General features: G+C 48.6%; 16 protein-coding genes. 8 read left to right on the top strand and 8 right to left on the bottom strand.

The window, feature by feature from the left end; genetic code table 11:
* Positions 1-26: 26 nt before the first annotated feature.
* From C504_RS0110395 to C504_RS0110380, 4 genes are all read left to right on the top strand, one after another.
* Positions 27-881 (top strand): amidohydrolase family protein, encoded by an 855-nt coding sequence (locus tag C504_RS0110395; RefSeq protein WP_018689276.1) that lies wholly within the window; start codon positions 27-29, stop codon positions 879-881.
* Entirely contained in the window at positions 878-1,252 is a 375-nt protein-coding gene (locus tag C504_RS0110390; protein ID WP_018689275.1) for an L-rhamnose mutarotase, read from the top strand. Before C504_RS0110395 ends, C504_RS0110390 begins: the two co-directional genes overlap by 4 nt.
* Positions 1,253-1,499: 247 nt before the next feature.
* Complete coding sequence (locus C504_RS0110385; protein WP_018689274.1) at positions 1,500-2,594, top strand: GGDEF domain-containing protein; 1,095 nt, start codon at positions 1,500-1,502, stop codon at positions 2,592-2,594.
* 169 nt (positions 2,595-2,763) lie between these two features.
* Positions 2,764-3,051, top strand: coding sequence for a hypothetical protein (locus tag C504_RS0110380; RefSeq protein ID WP_018689273.1), 288 nt, complete (start codon positions 2,764-2,766; stop codon positions 3,049-3,051).
* An 11-nt stretch (positions 3,052-3,062) separates the two neighbouring features.
* Here the strand turns inward: C504_RS0110380 and C504_RS0110375 are convergent, their stop codons facing one another.
* From C504_RS0110375 to C504_RS0110345, 7 genes are all read right to left on the bottom strand, one after another.
* Positions 3,063-4,196, bottom strand: coding sequence for a RuBisCO large subunit C-terminal-like domain-containing protein (locus C504_RS0110375; protein WP_018689272.1), 1,134 nt, complete (start codon positions 4,194-4,196; stop codon positions 3,063-3,065).
* On the bottom strand, positions 4,196-5,200 hold the full coding sequence (locus C504_RS0110370) for a transketolase family protein (protein ID WP_018689271.1): 1,005 nt from the start codon (positions 5,198-5,200) through the stop codon (positions 4,196-4,198). Before C504_RS0110370 ends, C504_RS0110375 begins: the two co-directional genes overlap by 1 nt.
* A 54-nt stretch (positions 5,201-5,254) precedes the next feature.
* The gene (locus tag C504_RS0110365; RefSeq protein WP_018689270.1) at positions 5,255-6,181 is read right to left on the bottom strand and encodes a transketolase; all 927 of its coding nucleotides are present in this window, start codon (positions 6,179-6,181) and stop codon (positions 5,255-5,257) included.
* Between the two features lie 74 nt (positions 6,182-6,255).
* The gene (locus C504_RS0110360; RefSeq protein ID WP_018689269.1) at positions 6,256-6,699 is read right to left on the bottom strand and encodes an RbsD/FucU family protein; all 444 of its coding nucleotides are present in this window, start codon (positions 6,697-6,699) and stop codon (positions 6,256-6,258) included.
* A 74-nt stretch (positions 6,700-6,773) separates the two neighbouring features.
* Positions 6,774-7,802: a substrate-binding domain-containing protein gene (locus C504_RS0110355; protein ID WP_018689268.1), complete on the bottom strand. Its 1,029-nt coding sequence runs from the start codon at positions 7,800-7,802 to the stop codon at positions 6,774-6,776.
* 48 nt (positions 7,803-7,850) lie between these two features.
* Positions 7,851-8,867 (bottom strand): ABC transporter permease, encoded by a 1,017-nt coding sequence (locus C504_RS0110350; protein ID WP_018689267.1) that lies wholly within the window; start codon positions 8,865-8,867, stop codon positions 7,851-7,853.
* Positions 8,868-8,879: 12 nt separating this feature from the next.
* Positions 8,880-10,379: a sugar ABC transporter ATP-binding protein gene (locus tag C504_RS0110345; protein WP_018689266.1), complete on the bottom strand. Its 1,500-nt coding sequence runs from the start codon at positions 10,377-10,379 to the stop codon at positions 8,880-8,882.
* 120 nt (positions 10,380-10,499) lie between these two features.
* Between C504_RS0110345 and mtnK the strand changes: the two genes are divergently transcribed.
* The 4 genes from mtnK to C504_RS0110325 all read left to right on the top strand — a co-directional run bounded on the left by mtnK (position 10,500) and on the right by C504_RS0110325 (position 16,002).
* Positions 10,500-11,762, top strand: a complete 1,263-nt coding sequence (gene mtnK, locus C504_RS0110340; protein ID WP_018689265.1) for an S-methyl-5-thioribose kinase — start codon at positions 10,500-10,502, stop codon at positions 11,760-11,762.
* A complete protein-coding gene (gene mtnA / locus C504_RS0110335) occupies positions 11,759-12,889 on the top strand; it encodes an S-methyl-5-thioribose-1-phosphate isomerase (protein ID WP_018689264.1) in 1,131 nt (376 codons plus the stop codon). Before mtnK ends, mtnA begins: the two co-directional genes overlap by 4 nt.
* Positions 12,890-12,891: 2 nt before the next feature.
* Positions 12,892-13,872, top strand: a complete 981-nt coding sequence (locus C504_RS0110330; protein WP_018689263.1) for a sugar-binding transcriptional regulator — start codon at positions 12,892-12,894, stop codon at positions 13,870-13,872.
* Positions 13,873-13,944: 72 nt separating this feature from the next.
* Positions 13,945-16,002 (top strand): bifunctional aldolase/short-chain dehydrogenase, encoded by a 2,058-nt coding sequence (locus C504_RS0110325; RefSeq protein WP_018689262.1) that lies wholly within the window; start codon positions 13,945-13,947, stop codon positions 16,000-16,002.
* 51 nt (positions 16,003-16,053) lie between these two features.
* Here C504_RS0110325 and C504_RS0110320 read toward each other — a convergent pair whose 3' ends face one another.
* Positions 16,054-16,914, bottom strand: a complete 861-nt coding sequence (locus C504_RS0110320) for a DMT family transporter (protein ID WP_018689261.1) — start codon at positions 16,912-16,914, stop codon at positions 16,054-16,056.
* Between the last annotated feature and the right edge of the window lie 49 nt (positions 16,915-16,963).

Here is a 16,963-nt window from a genome sequence, read left to right as displayed (position 1 = left end):
GTAGTCATCAACCGCTGGAAAAACCGATGCCGCAAATTGCAAAAATCGACGCCCATCAACACTTTTGGCAAATCTCACGCGGCGACTACACTTGGATGACGGATGATATTGCCGATATTCGCCACGATATTCTGCCCAAAGATTTGGAACCCATATTAGCGCGTCACGCGATTACAGGCACAGTGGTTGTTCAGGCTGCCGCAACGATTGCCGAAACCGAATTTCTTATCGGATTAGCCGCCCAAAACAGCTTTATTAAAGGCGTCGTGGGCTGGGTAGATCTTGACGATGAAAATGCACCGGACGTAATGAAGCAATTGTCACAAGCGCCAATTCTCAAAGGCGTGCGTCCGATGTTACAGGACATCCCCGACACCAACTGGATTAAGCGTCCGCAAGTTATCAAAAATCTTCACGCTCTCGCAAACCAAGGCTTGCGGCTAGATGCATTGGTTGTTCCCCGTCACTTGGATGTACTCGCAGATATTGCTCAGCAAATACCGAACCTGCCGATCGTCATTGATCATTGCGCAAAACCAGTGATCGCCAACGGTGCTGATGCAGGTAATGCTTGGCGTGACGGGATGGCAAAACTTGCTCTTTTGCCAAATGTTTTCTGCAAGATTTCCGGCCTAGCCAACGAGGCTGGCCCCCACTGGAATGCAGCCCAATTGCAACCGATTATTGATCACGTGATCAGTCATTTTAGCGCAAAGCGTGTGATGTGGGGCAGCGATTGGCCAGTGCTCAATTTGGCCGGTGATTATGATCAATGGCGCAGCGTGTCGGATCAATTACTGAGCAATGTGAGCCAAACTGATCGCGATGAAATTTATGGCAGAACTGCCGCACGCTTTTACGCATTGGAGCAAACATCATGACTTCTAAAGCCGTAGACACGCCAAAGAAAAAAAAGCCCAAAACACAACGCATGGGCATGGTCATCGGTTTAAAGCCTCAATATCTCGAAATGTATAAATGGCTTCACGCAGATGTATGGCCAGCAGTGCTACAGCGCTTGCGCGATTCAAACATCACCAATTATTCTATTTATCTCAAACAGCCTGAAAACCTGATGTTTGCCTATTGGGAATATACGGGCAAAAATTTTGAAGCCGATAATGCGGCCATAGCCAACGATCCTGTAACACAGGAATGGTGGGCACTATGCGGACCTATGCAACAACCACTGGAGACCCGCGCAGAGGGCGAATGGTGGGCTTCAATGGAAGAAGTTTTTCACTTGGATTAGCATATACATTCAGCTGCCAAGTAAATTGAAATATTACATCCAAACATACGATAAACGGCTACAGCAGTCACTGCGAGCACCATTAGAAATAACACGCGACAGCATTATGTAAGATTTCTATACAGAAAAAACAGAAACAAGATCAGTACAGGAAATTCATTAACCAAAATAAAAGGTAGTATAAATATTAAACATTACATTTACCAGCACACGCTATCGATAAAGATATACTTGGGAAATGTGATTTATGTTAAAAACCGCTATAGTTGTGGCATTTATAGAAGCAGTCGGCATCATGGCGCTGACAGCTGTAGCGTTCGGGATTATTATCCGCGCTAAATTCACACCATTGCAAAAATCGCTCATAACTGGAGTATTGTTTTCCTTCGCGGCTATTTTCTCAATGATTACCCCTGTTGAATTTGCACCCGGTATTATTATCGATGGCCGTGCAATTATGGTTGGGCTTGGTGCCGCATTTGGCGGGCTGCCAGCCGCAATTGTTGTTTCCATCGCAACCAGTGCCGCAAGATTTTATATCGGTGGTGAAGGCGCTCTTTCCGGAGTTGTCGGCATTATACTTGCAGCAATCCTCGGATATTCTTGGATTAAAATATGTAAATGCAAGGGGCGACCAAAGTTCCACCATCTTGTCATTGGTGGCACAATGATTTCATTGCAGCTTGTCGGCCTTTATATTTTGCCTTGGGAATTAGCCAATAAAATAATATGGAATGTTTACCCATTTTTACTGCCCACCTCTATTATTTCTACCGTTATTCTTGGCACGCTCATTGAGCGCGAACACGCGCTTTTTGAAGCAACGATTAACCTGGAAGCGGCTGCAAACACAGATGTACTGACAGGGCTTATGAACAGGCGCGGGCTTGAAATTTCGATTGAAAACAACACCGAAGAATCTGGAAATGTCGATTCTGTTGTCGTATTCGATCTTGATTATTTTAAAGCGGTCAATGATAAATATGGACATGACGGCGGCGACAAAGCACTGGTTTCCTTTGCCAAAATCCTGAAATTAAATGCCAGAGATTCCGATTTGGCTGTGCGTATTGGCGGTGAAGAATTCGCTTTATTTCTTCGTGACACGACTGCAGAGCAAGCAGAAACAATCACACAGCGTATCTTGCAAAATGTAAGATCCACGCCCATTCACTTCAACGGGCGAAGTTTTCCCATTACTGTCAGCGCCGGCATATCTGAATACTTCGCGCAAAAAACCAAATACTCGCAAGCCATGCATGAAGCAGATAAAGCGCTCTATCAAGCCAAAAACAATGGCCGCGATCAGATGGTACAGGCAAGCAATTTAGCTGCTGCGTAACCAGCAGCATCACAGCTAATAAGCGCTATGCTATCTTGCGAATGATCGACCTCTGCTGATGCACATTCCCAGGTGGAAAGCTGTGTGTAGACCAGCAGATCAATTGCAAAGCTTAAGGCGCAATTTTACAAAAGAACCATCACGCAATTCAGCATGAAGTTCTTACCCTATGACCAGCTTTCCAAAACTACGTGCCTATATTGATCAGCTCACAAATAGCGATCATGTCGACCAAGTCATCATCGATGAATATATGCACATTGAAGCACCGCACGGCGCTAAGGGCGCAGCCTTTGCTGCCGCAGCCGAAGAAGTAAAATCATGGATTTTCCCCCTACGCGTCTCGGCTGAATTTGGCGATCAATTTGCATTAGACCGCGCAAAGCTCACCATCAACACGGCGATTGATGAGCTACATATGGTATGTGCAACCACGCCCCGAGCAGGCCTGCAATAATATTATCAGCTTCAAGCAGAACTGTTTAACGCAGCACTCATCTGTTTAATCGCATCGCCAATTTTTGCGCCATAGCGTAGCAGCGAACCACCGACCAAATACACGCAATCATCGCCATAAGTGTCGTACATTTCCGGCAAGCGCTCAATGCTCATGCCGCCGCCCGGACTTGGCAAAATTGCCTTGCCGATACCCGTATCAGATTTACACGCACTCACGATTTCAAGACACTGTTCTTTGCTGAAACCAAAGCGGCCGCCATAGTTCGGGAAAACGCTAATATCAGCACCCGCCAAACGCATCAGATCGCCCAAATAACAGCCGTGTGAGTAGCCCGTATCTTCTGATAAAACGAAAGGGCCCGCAAAGGATGGATGCGCCATGATAGGCAACCCAAAACCGTCATTGCGCGCCAGACGTTGCATCGCGTCAAAGCCAAACAGTCCCGGAATGAGCAACAATCCTTGTGCACCATGCTCCTTGGCATAAAAGGCCAGATCTTCAACTTCATCGCCGTGCCCGCCAATATTCGGCAGATAGATCGCCTGACTGCTATCACCATTCGCCCTGCGCTGCGCATTGGCTTTAGCAACCGCTTCCGCACATAGTGGAATCCGGTCTTTGAAAAGCGCGTTTTTCTGGTTCGAAAGGCCGTGATCTTCTTTGATAATATCAGCGCCAGCCAGCGCAGTTTGATAGCAAAGCTCGGCAAGCTCTTCTGCGCTTGAACCTTGTGGCTTGATAACCGGACAAACAAAGCCGCCAGATTTTTTGCCGATCAATTGGCGCAAACCCGCCGCACCAAATCGTGCACCGGGGAAGAGCGATCGCACATCATCATTGAACGAAAATTCGACGAGTTTAACACCCTTCAAAATCGAAGCGTTGCCAAACATCACATTGAGAAGCTGCGGCAATTCTGCGCCCGCAGCATCGATGTGATAGCTGATACGTGCGAGCCAAGTTTTATCTGCTTCCGTTTCAACAGATTCCACTTTGCCCAGCACGACATCTTCAATGTAACCACTTGGCACAACATCGCGCGGAATTTCCACGGTGTTTTCCAAAGCAATTGCTGTGGCAAAATCACTTGCCTCAGTTTCAGTGTCTGCAAACAGACGGTACGTTACATTGAAGCGGTCCATTATAGCGCCTCAGCTTTAACGAGTGAGTGAACATCATCAACGCGGGCAGCTTCCATATCTTCTTCGGTGATACCGAATTTCTGCCCCATAATGTCTTCAATACCGCCAACAAGCGCCAGCGCATCCAAGCCATAATAGCGCATAAGATAGGCACGTGATCCGCCATGCGCATAGGTGTCTTTAAGGCCCAAACGCACAAGACGTTTGCCCACACCCGCATCAGCCATTGTTTCAGCAACGAGCGAGCCAACACCGCCTTCAGTGACATGGTTTTCAATTGTCACAACACCATGTTTGACCGAACCAATATGATCGAGCAATTGCTTGTGATCGAACGGCTTGATTGTGTGCAGGTGAATATGGCGGATGGATAGACCAGCCTCTTTTAGCGCTGAGCGTGCACGCATTGCTTCTTCTGTTGTGATGCCCGATGTGACAACCAGAATATCATCGCCTTCTGACAGCACGCGCATTTCACCAACTTTAATCGGCGTATCAAACAGACGCGGCACAGAACCGCGCAACACGCGGCACCAAACCGGACCATCAATTGAATCGGCCGCTTCGCAGATGCTTTCAACTTCGGTTGCATCGCCGGTTTCCAAGATTGTCATATTGGGAATGGAACGCATCACCGAAATATCTTCAATCGATTGGTGCGTCATGCCACCAGGTGTCGTAATGCCAGGCAAAAAGCCCATCAAACGCACTTTGCGTCTTGGATAGGCAATCGATGCCATAAGCTGGTCATAAGGGCGCCGATACATAAACACACCAAATGTGTGAATGAATGGGCGAAAGCCAGCCAAACCAAGGCCGCCTGCAAAACTCATCATATTTTGCTCGGCCATGCCAAGTGACAAGAATTGATCTGGGTGACGATCGCGAAAACCGTCGACTTCACACGATGATGTTAGATCGGCTGAAAGACATAAAATTTCTGGTTTGCCGACTGCGAACTTTTCAAAAGCGGACGCATAAGGGCGTGATACCATTTCTACCATAATAGGCTCCATTTTGCGCGTGACCCAAATGGGGTCGCACACGCATCAGTAAAATCAGTGACTGTAATCGACCGGCTCAACACCCAGATCTTTTGCAATTGAAACATTCATGCGTGCGCGTTCATCTTCAGATTTGAAGCGCACATAATGAAGACGCGGAAAGCGTTCTTCCAAAATCGGCATCGAATGAAACGGGTTGGTATTGGCCAAAATGATAAGCGGCTTGCCATCATGGGGTTCATTAACCGCATCGCGCATGGCGTTGATATCGTGACCGTCAATGTCGACACATACGGCACCAAAATTCTGGAACTTGGCTTTAAGATCGCCAACCTCCATCACGCTATCCATCGCACCATCACATTGCTGCTGGTTAACATCCATAATCGCATAAAGATTATCAATGCCGTGGAAACTCGCTGCTTGCACCGCTTCCCATGTCTGGCCTTCTTGCACTTCACCATCCGACATATAAACCCATGTGCGGCCCGGCTCGCCTTTCAGCTTGCGGCCATAAGCAAGACCAGCGCCCGTTGAAAGACCTATACCCAGCGTGCCGTTGTGCACTTCCATACCCGGCGAATGTTCAGCGCCAATCATCTCAACCGACGATCCGTCTTTGTTGAACATTTCTAACCCTTCAGGCGCCATACGACCCACTTCAATGAGCGTTGCATAGGCAACCAAAGCATAGTGCGCAGGCGCGATGAACAAACGGTCATATTGCGGCTCAAACGGACCATTATAACCAGCGCCTGTGTGATAGTTTGGATTATCAGCCGAAGGCACACCTTCAAACGGTTTTGGTATCATTGGCAGCGTTGGGTCGCCCAATTTTAGCTCTTCATTATAAAGCCAAGCCAATTGCTCGCCTGCTGAACAAGCTTGAGACAAATATCCGCCATTGTTACGCATTGAATGCTCAAACACGCGGCGTCTAATGCCCAGTGCAACCTCTTCTGATGTCTTTTTATTGCGCATAGTTCAGCCCTCTTCTAGCAATTCGGTGAGCCGAATTACGTGGATATAAATTCATGATTATTTTGACCATCGACTTAAAAGATCACGCCCTTGCGCAGCAGAAAGCATCCATAGGGACGCGTCTCGCCAGTGCGAATAACAGCAAATGCTGACTTTGATCTTTCGTAAAATTCTTGTCGCTCAATCGAGCCAAATTTGTCTTCGTTGCCTGCAATTTTATTCAGAACAACAGATGCATCTTCATGCACAGGACCAAGCTCATCTGGCGCATTATCAATTTCCATGCGCAGCGCAGAATGTTCAACAAAAGAGTCGAGCGGCATAATGCCAGCGATCAACTCAATGCACTCCACAGCATTGATACCAAGCAGATCAATCGGCTCGCCTATTTGGCAATATGCGGCAGTCGAACTTGCCGGAAAATTTGAATCCACAATAGCGATTTCATCACCATGCCCCATGCTTGATAAAACAAAAAGCAGTTGCGGCGATATGCGTCCGTCTATGCCAATCAACATTGTCCAGTTTCCGTTTTTGTGACCAAGGCCATAAGCGGCCTTGGTTCGTTATTGTTATTTAGTCCAACGCGCCATTAGCGCTTTGGAAGTGGAATCCAGTCCGCTACAGAAACATCTGCATGTTGGAACTGAGGCATTTTTGATCCCAGATCATCCATGTTTTTGATGTCGTTTTCGTTCAGGAATTTCTGTGTGATCAGTGTCGGAGGAACGATCACTGAAGCACCTGGATTTTCGCCAGCAAGCATCAATGCCAATGTGCGTACAGACACTTCACCAACAACTGATGGGTTTGTTGCAACGGTTGCAACCCATGCAGAACCTGGTTCACGCATTGCCGAAATATCAGCTGTCGAAACGTCTGCTGAATAGATGTCGATGTCATCTGTTAGACCAGCTTCATCAACCGCAATTTTCACGCCTTTAGCAAATTCGTCGTAAGGTGCAAAAACAACATTGATAGTTGGGTTAGCCTGCAAAACAGAGCGGGCTTGGTTGGCAACCGAGTTTGCAATCGGGTTGTCCATCGTACCAAACATTGCAGCTTCTGTGATGCCTGGATTGGCTTCTTTGGCTTCTTTCCAAGCAACATCGCGGCGGTCAAGCGGCGCAATACCTGGCACGTAAACATAGCCAGCAGTGAAATCATTACCATTATCTATAATGGCTTGATCGAGCGCCAATTTACCAAGCTGGTAATCTGACTGTTCGATTTGCGGAATAGCTTCGTTTTCCACATTCACATCGAATGCAACAACTTTGATGCCTGCATCAACAGCGCGCTGCGCTGCTTCTTTCATGGACTCTGTCAAACCATGCTGAATGATGATGCCGTCCACACCAAGCGAAATCGCCTGATCAACCATATCCGCCTGAAGAGCAGCATCTTGGCGGCTATCAAGCACACGCAAATCTACACCAAGTGCAGCAGCCTGTGTTTCAACACCAGACAAATATGACTGGAAAAAGTCACCTGTAGACAGATAGCGCACCAATGCGATTTTAACGTCGCCCGGCTTGTCGAATGGTGCAGGCATGTCAGCGGCAAACGCCGATGCTCCGATAGCAAGTACCGATACTCCGGCACCAATAATTTTCAACATTTGTCTTCTCAGCATATTTAATCCTCCCATGGGTTTATCTGAGTGTTCCTAAACTTTACGAGCCGCCGAACTTTTCGACGAAAGATAGAAAGTGAATACGAGCGCGCAAACAAGGACCGCGCCTTTAACGAAATCTTGAGTGTAATAAGGGGCGTTCATCATCGTCATGCCCTGCAAAAGGATGCCGACGAATAGTGCGCCCATAGCCGTGCCAAATGCGTTTGGACGTGCAGCGCCCAGAACAGCAAAACCGATAAGCGCTGCAGCAACACTATCGAGCAACAGATTGTTACCCGACGCGATATCACCGCGGCCCAAACGTGCAGCAAGCAATATGCCGCCAATCGATGCTGTAACGCCAGAAATGACATAGGCCATGATTTTGTAGCGCTGAACATTCGCGCCAACCAATTCGGCTGCACGCTGGTTTGAGCCAATGGCATACATTAAACGTCCATGACGGGTATATTCAAGGAAAATCCAAACAGCCAAAGCAACCAGCAAGAAGATCACGACAGGCACAGGAACAAGGCGCTCCAAAACCAGATCAAAGCGGTGCCGCCCAAGCCAAAGAAAAGCTGCAGAGAAAGTGCCCTCTGCAGTGCTGCCATCGCCAAGGCTCATACCGGTTGCAATTGAATTACCTTGCGTTGGAATACGCTGCAAACCGATGAGCAAAAACATCATGCCAAGCGTTGCAAGCAGATCAGGCACTTTCATTTTCACAATCAGCAGCCCGTTCACCAGACCAACAAAAGCACCCATCGCCAAACATAAAAGAACAGCCACATAGGCAGGTTGTTCAAGCACCACCATCGAGTAAGCCGACAGCATTAGCGCGGAGGTCGCAACAGAACCGATGGATAGATCAAAACCATCGACAACCAAGGTGCAGGTAACACCCAGCGCCAAAATGCCTGTAATCGCAACCGACTGGAAAACGAACACAGCCGAGCGCGCGCTAAAAAAGCCAGACGCTTCGAGGCTGAAGTAAACCGATAGGCCTACCAATAAAATGATAAAGCCATATCGTATGGCAAATGACCGCAAGTCTTCATTGCGCATTAGTGTAGTTCCTCATGCAGCTTTTTCGCCAGTGATTTGTGCAACCAAGGCGCCCAGATTTAAATTTTCATTGGTGTGCTCACCAACAAGATTGCCTTCATTGAGCACAATTATTCTGTCAGCAATTTCAATTGCTTCATCAATTTCAGCAACAAAGACAATCGTCGCACGATTGCCAGCTGTGTCTCGGATATGGCGGCCAATATCGCGGCGCGCACCAATATCAACACCTTGAAACGGCTCATCAAGCAGCAATACACGGCTTGGCTTTAACAGCCAGCGACCAATCATAACTTTTTGCTGGTTGCCGCCTGAAAGTGTGCCAATTGAATCATCTTCAGATTGGCAAACAACGCCGATTTGGCTGATCATTTCTGTCGTCGCGCGGCGCTGTCGGCGGCCGCTAATAAAAGAAAAATTGCTAAAAGCGCGCAGGAACGGCAGGCTCATATTGTCCGAAATATTGAACGCACCCACCACCGCATTATTGCCGCGGTCTTTTGGCGACATAAAGACACCCGATGCAATCGCATCGCTCGCACTTGAAGGCGTATAAAGCCGCCCATCAATTTTCATTGTGCCGCTTGCGGGTTTTCTCAAGCCGAAAATAATATCCGCCATTTGGCTTTTGCCACTGCCGAGCAAACCAGTCACGGCAATGACTTCGCCCTCATTGGCGGTTAAGTTAAACGCAGGCCAGTTTTTCTTAAGCGATAGATTTTCAATTTCCAAAACAGGCGCATAAGATATTTTCGGCACGATATTCACTTCGGTCATTTTATGACCGAGCATCGCTGTAACAGCGCCTTCATAATCAAGATTATCTTGTTCAAAGACGCCTGAAACCTGCCCGTCGCGCATTGAGATAATACGGTTGGCAATGCGCCTGATATCCGACATACGGTGCGAGATATAAAGAACAGCAACACCTTGATCGCGCAAGCGGTCAATCAATGCGAAAAGCCGGTCCGCTTCAGATGCAGAAAGCGACGATGTCGGCTCATCAAGAACTAAAACTTTCGGAGAACGCGCCATAGCGCGCGCAATTGCAATCATCTGACGGTCTGCAACGCCAAGATCGCTCACACGCATCCGCACGTCCATTTTAAGGCCCATGGATTTGGCAACTTCTGTTGCCTGTTCGCGCATCATTCTATCGCGAACAAAAGTCTTCGCACCCGGCTTCGTCAGTTGATCCAACATCAAATTTGTCGCAACATCCAGATCAGGAATAACACCATCATCAATGCTTTGGTGAACAGCCACAACGCCAAGAGAAAGAGCATCGGCCGCTGTGGCCGGTGCATAAGGCGCATCGCCAATCTGCATGTTGCCGCTATCAACCGAATGAATGCCGCAGATCGCTTTAACCAAAGTGGATTTACCTGCACCGTTAGCGCCCATAAGAACCGTTACGGTTCCAGCGTTCAATGTAAGGTCGATGCCCTTCAAAACTTCGTTTCTACCGAAGCTTTTGCAAACGCCTTCAATTGTTAAAACGGTTGATGTCATGGCCCCTCCCAGAGCACCCAATGGTGTATGTCTCATCACTATCGTGGCTTTTATTTATTCTTATGTCAACACCCTTGACAATTGACTATTTTTATTTTCTTTAAAGATCAGGAGGTACCCATGGAAAAGGCAAGCAATTACCAAGAGCTGTCGGTTGACACTATTGCATCAAGGCTCAAAACCATTGACGCAGTGACCAGCCGTATCGGCACTGACACGTCAAAATGGCAAGTAAAAGAGGTCGGTGACGGCAACTTAAACTTGGTGTTTATCGTGGAGGCGCCAGACGCAACCCTCATCGTAAAACAGGCTTTGCCATATGTTCGCCTTGTCGGAGATTCATGGCCACTGCCGCTTTACCGCGCTTATTATGAGCACGAAGCATTGGTGCGCCAACAGCAGCGCGCACCCGGCACAGTGCCAGAAATTTATTACTTCAACAATGAGCAAGCGCTTATTATTATGGAGTTTTTGCAACCCCACATCATTTTACGCGGCAAATTAATTGCCGGCGAAAAGGTTGCTAATCTATCAGAAACAATGGGTAAATTCTGCGCGCGCACAGCCTTTCGCGGCTCTGAACTTTCCATGAAAAGCGCCGACAAAAAAGCCGATGTTGGCCTGTTTTCTGGCAATGTAGAAATTCCGGCAATCACAGAATCTTTGGTCTTTACCGATCCTTATTATGATGCGGAAATGAACCATCACACGCCGGAACTTGAAGGCATCATTAAGAACATTCGCAGCAATACTGCTCTTAAGAACCGTGTTCAAAAAATGATGATGAAATTTGCCTCCAACACCGAGACTATGGTGCATGGCGATTTACATTCTGGCTCAATCATGTCGACCGATAATGATAGCCGCATCATCGACCCTGAGTTCGCACAATATGGCCCAATGGGCTTTGACATCGGCATGCTAACGGCAAACTTTTTGATGGCTTATTTCAGCCAGCCAGGGCACCGCAGCCAAGCCGATTTAAGCGATTACCAAGGCTGGATACTCGCAACCATTAAAGAAACATTTGAGCATTTCTATGTCGAGTTCCGCCATCTGTGGAACACAGAACGCACAGGCATGCTTTACCCTGCTTCATTGTTTGAAGACCAAGGCCAATCATCTGCGGCTGCATGCGACGACGTTCTTGATCACATTCTACAAGACGCAATATCAATTTGCGGCATTGAGATGCACCGACGCGTGCTCTCACTGGCACACAATGCAGATTTCGAGAGCATTGAAGACACGTCCATCAGAGCGCCGCTTGAAGCACGCAACATCATGATGGGCGCAGAGCTCATCCTCAATGCTGAAAACATCAAAGACATTTCTTCCCTCACCTCAATGGCCGAGCGGTTTAATACAGGAGAATACCTATGAAGGTAAACGGCAAGCACTACCGGTCGCTCTGGTGGAATTCAGAAAAAAACGTTTTAGAGATCATTGATCAGCGCTGGCTGCCCCATGACTTTAGAACGCAGACCGTCGGCACGATGGAAGAATTTGCTGATGCGATCGTGGAGATGCGCGTGCGCGGCGCGCCGCTCATCGGCGCAACCGCTGCCTATGCCATGGCACTGGCGATGAAAATTGATCCATCCAATGCCTATTTAGAAAAAGCGTGGAAATATTTTAACGAAACGCGCCCAACGGCTGTTAATCTGCGATGGGCATTGAACCGTTGCAAAGATGCATTACTGCCACTGCCTGAAGATCAACGCGCAGATGCAGCCCTTAAACTTGCGCATGAAATTGCCGATGAAGATGTTGAAATCAACGCGCAAATTGGCAAGCACGGTTTGGCGATCATTCAAGGAATCGCAATAAACAAAAAGCCCGGCGAGACAATCAACATTCTAACCCACTGTAACGCAGGCTGGCTTGCAACCGTTGATTGGGGCACAGCCACGAGCCCAATGTATCATGCCCATAATGCCGGCATTCCTATCCATGTTTGGGTCGATGAAACACGCCCGCGCAACCAAGGTGCATTGACATCATGGGAGCTGGGCAGCCACGGCGTACCGCACACATATATCGTTGATAATGCAGGCGGCCACCTTATGCAGCATGGTAAAGTTGACCTTGTGATCGTTGGCACCGACAGAACAACAAGGCGCGGCGATGTGTGCAACAAAATCGGCACATACCTCAAGGCGCTGGCAGCACACGCAAACAATGTACCGTTCTATGTCGCGCTACCTTCTCCGACCATTGACTGGACAATTGCCAACGGTGTTGCTGATATTCCAATTGAAGAACGCAGCGCACGAGAAACAACGCACGTACAAGGCATCATGCCAGACGGCAGCATTGGGATGGTTCAAGTAACACCAGAAGGAACGCCAGGCGGCAATCCAGCTTTTGATGTGACACCAAACCATCTTGTAACCGGTTTGATCACAGAGCGCGGCGTCACGCCCGCCACGGCCGAAGGTTTGCAAGCAATGTTTCCTGAATTTGCAAATGTGAAACCAGCGGCTAAAAACAAAAAGACAGGGTCCTAACATTGCCAGATAACAAGCCCCGCGCAAATGATGACATACGCCTTGATCGCCAAGAACGCGCGATCTTGGATGCGACATGGTGTTATTATCACGAGGGGCTTAATCAAAACGAGATAGCAAACAAACTCGATATCTCCAGAGCCTCCGTGGTCAATTATCTTTCGGAGGCTCGCAAGCGCGGCTACATTCGCATTTCGCTTGATCCTAACATCTTCACCGAACACGAGTTGGCGCGCACCGTGGCCAATACATTTGGCCTCAAAGAGGTCAGCATTGCGCCCTCCTCAAATGGATCAACCGCAGCACGCGTTGCAAAAATGGCAGCCGATTGGCTGCCGCATCTTCTAACCAAGGGTGACCGTTTGGGCGTTGCTTGGGGCGAGACTATTTTTCAGGTGTCAGAATCAGCATCCAGCCAAACGATTGAAGATTTAGAGATCGTCCAGCTCGTCGGCTCGCGCCCTGCCTCAAAAGGCTTTGCAGCCGAAATTTGCTCGGCCATGCTGGCAAGACAATTTGGTGCGCACTGCGTCAATCTTCATGTGCCGCTTTTGCTCTCGGACAAAAAACTGGTGCAGCAGCTTTTGGCCGAACCTGTCATTGTTGAGCAAATGGCGGCGGTGACCAATTGCAACAAAACAATTTTCGCCTGCGGCACCTGCAATGAAGATAGCCATATTTTGAAAACCGGCCTCATGGATTTCACACTGCTTGAAGAATACAAAAAGCGCGGTGCAACAGGTGTGATTTGTGGTCGCCTAATTGATGCTCACGGCAATCACATGCCAACCGATGTTGAAGAGCGCATGATCGGTGTCACGCTCGATAAGATGAAGAACAAAGAGATGGGCTTGCTCGTCGGGTCCGGACAAAAACGCGTGGAACCTATGCTGGCCGCCATTCGCGGTGGCTATGCAACACACCTGGCAACCTGTGATGAAACGGCGATGTTGCTTCTTAAAAAAGCCAATTCAGAAGCCTGACGCAAACATTTTAAACATGCACGTGCAGTTTGCTTAAAGCGCATGACAATTTGAATTTAATGAAAGAAGAAAATGCAGAATAATTGGATTGATAGCGACGCAGCAGCCCTCGTTGAAGAACTTGCAAAACAAGGCGTCAACGAAGACTTGGCCCTTAGGGTTTACACGACAAGATTACTGGGCCGCGTGCCTCAACTTGTTCTGCATGGCGGCGGCAATACATCGGTTAAAACCACGGCCAAAGATATTGGCGGGCAAGAATGGGATGTTCTTTGCGTTAAAGGCAGCGGCTGGGACATGGGCGTTATTGAGCCTGAAGGTCTGCCTGCAGTTAAGATCGAACCTCTGTTACGCACGCGCAACTTTGAGTCCCTTTCCGATGAAATGATGGTTGAGTTACAGCGCTCAAATCTCATTCATTCTAGCTCGCCCAACCCTTCGGTTGAAGCGCTACTTCACGCATTTATTCCGCATAAATTCGTAGACCACACGCACTCAACAGGCGTGTTAGCGATCATCGATCAGGAAAATTCTTTCGAATTGTCGCAAGAAATTTTCGGCGATCGCTTTGGCTTTGTGCCTTACATCATGCCGGGTTTTGACTTGGCCAAAAAAGCCGCTGAAGTTTATGAGCAGAACCCTGATGTTGATGGTTTGATCCTCGACAAGCACGGCATTTTCACTTTCGCCAATGATGCAAAAACGGCCTATGATTTGATGATCGATGCTGTCACTGCGGCAGAGGATTATGTTGCTAAAAACAGGAAATTCACTTCTTTCTCAAAAGCCGATTTACCTGCAAATATTGAAGCGCCTGAAAATGTGCTGCCGATCATTCGCGGCGCGGTTGCTCACGCTCTTGGCGGTGGCGAATATGCACGCTTTATTTGCGATTATCGTACAAATGATAAGGTCAGAGATTTCGTTGATGCTGCCGATCTTGCAGATTTTGCAACCAGAGGCATGCCAACCCCTGACCTATCCATCCGCATTAAAAACAAGCCTGTGATTTTACCTGCGCCTGAAGCAGGCAAAATGGACGCGTTTAAACAAGCTGTTCAGCAGGCGGTCGATCAGTTCGTTAAAGACTACACGTCATATTTCAATGAGCACGATGCCAAGGACGATATCGCCCGCACAATGCTCGACCCGATGCCGCGCCTTGCGCTTGTTCCAGGCTTTGGCCTTATTGGCTTTGGCCGCACCTACAAGGATGCGAAGATTGCAGGCGATGTCGGCGAGATCTTCATTGAAACGGTTGCAGGCGCGCAGGCGCACGGCGCATTCAAGCCCGTTGAAATGGGCGAATTGTTCAAGCTTGAATATTGGTCACTTGAACAAGCCAAACTTGCAACCGCAAAGAAAAGACCGCTCGACGGTCAGATTGTGCTTGTAACAGGCGGCGCTGGCGCAATTGGCGCAGCAACATGCCAAGTCTTTGCCGAGCAAGGCGCTCAAATTGTTGTTGCTGATCTTGAACTCGATAAAGCCAAACATGTCGCAGCATCCCTTGGCGCAGGTCATTTAGGCCTTGCCTGTGATGTCACGGATGCAGCATCTGTTGCGCAGGCATTCGACGCAGCAATCAAGCAATATGGCGGCCTAGACATTATCGTTTCAAACGCCGGTGCAGCTTGGGAAGGCGCAATTGGCGAATTGGATGATGCAACGCTGCGCAAGAGTTTTGAGCTAAACTTCTTTAGCCACCAGACCGTATCACAAGCTGCGATTGCCGTGTTCAAAGCACAAAGCACAGGCGGCTGCTTGCTTTACAACACATCCAAACAAGCCATTAATCCGGGTGCAAACTTTGGTGCCTACGGCCTGCCAAAAGCAGCAACTCTGTTTTTATCGCGCCAATACGCTTTGGAATATGGCTCCATTGGTGTGCGCTCAAACGCAGTCAATGCAGACCGTATACGCTCCGGCCTCTTGGACAATGATATGATTGCAAACCGATCATCGGCCAGAGGTGTCAGCGTTGACGACTATATGGCAGGCAATCTTTTGCAGCAGGAAGTCACGGCCCGCGATGTGGCTGAAGTGTTCTTGTCTCAAGCGCTTGCAAGCAAAACAACGGGCAATGTTGCAACGGTAGACGGCGGAAATATCGCCGCCATTTTGCGCTAATCATATCTTGCTAAAACGCGCTTTGCTCATTGATTTGAGCAGAGCGCGACTTCACACAAAGCGTTTTGCACCTGCAACACAGCCAACCACCAGCACAGCGACGGCGATCATCGACAGGTCCACGGTTTCGCTCAGCAACATCGCTGATAAAAACAGTCCGAAAAATGGTTGCAGCAATTGCAATTGGCCAACACCTGCAATGCCGCCTAGCGCCAAGCCGCGATACCAAAAAACAAAGCCAATCATCATGCTGAACAGGGAAACATAGCCCAAGCCCATCCACGCGGGCACACTGATATTTTGCCATGTCACAGGCAGCGTTGCGGCTGCCATTACAAGCATAATGGGCAAAGATAAAACCAACGCCCACGATATGACCTGCCAGCCGCCAAGTCGCCGTGAAAGGCTGGCCCCTTCCGCATAACCAAGACCGCACACAATGATTGCCGCGGTCATAAACAAATCCCCTTTTAAAGAGCCAGCGCTGCCTTGTGAAAAAGCAAAACCGGCAACCAAAAGGCTCCCTGTGACGGAGAAAATCCAAAATGCAGGCTTGGGTCGTTCGCCGCCGCGTATAACGCCAAAGATTGCAGTCGATAGCGGCAAGAGCCCGATAAAGATAACCGAATGCGCCGAGGTGACATGTTGCAGCGCTATCGCTGTCAGCAAGGGAAATCCAACAACAACGCCAATAGCCACAATCATCATGGAGCCAAGATCGCTGCTTGTTGGGCGCTTTTGGCGCAGCAGCCAAAGCAATGCAGCCCCCAACAACCCCGCAATCACCGCCCGTGCAGATGTTAAAAAAAACGGGTCAAATCCATCAACAGCCATGCGTGTTGCAGGCAAAGAACCACTAAAAATAATAACGCCGAGCAGACCGCTGCCCCACCCTGCTGTCGATGATTGCATAATTTAATCCCTGATATAAACGCTCAGCGCTAAACAAAAACCACTGGTG

Source organism: Ahrensia kielensis DSM 5890, from assembly GCF_000374465.1.
In the GTDB taxonomy this organism is placed as follows: Bacteria; Pseudomonadota; Alphaproteobacteria; order Rhizobiales; family Rhizobiaceae; genus Ahrensia; species Ahrensia kielensis.
Note: the sequence above shows the minus strand (reverse complement) of the source record. Positions and strands in the feature narration are given on the sequence as shown.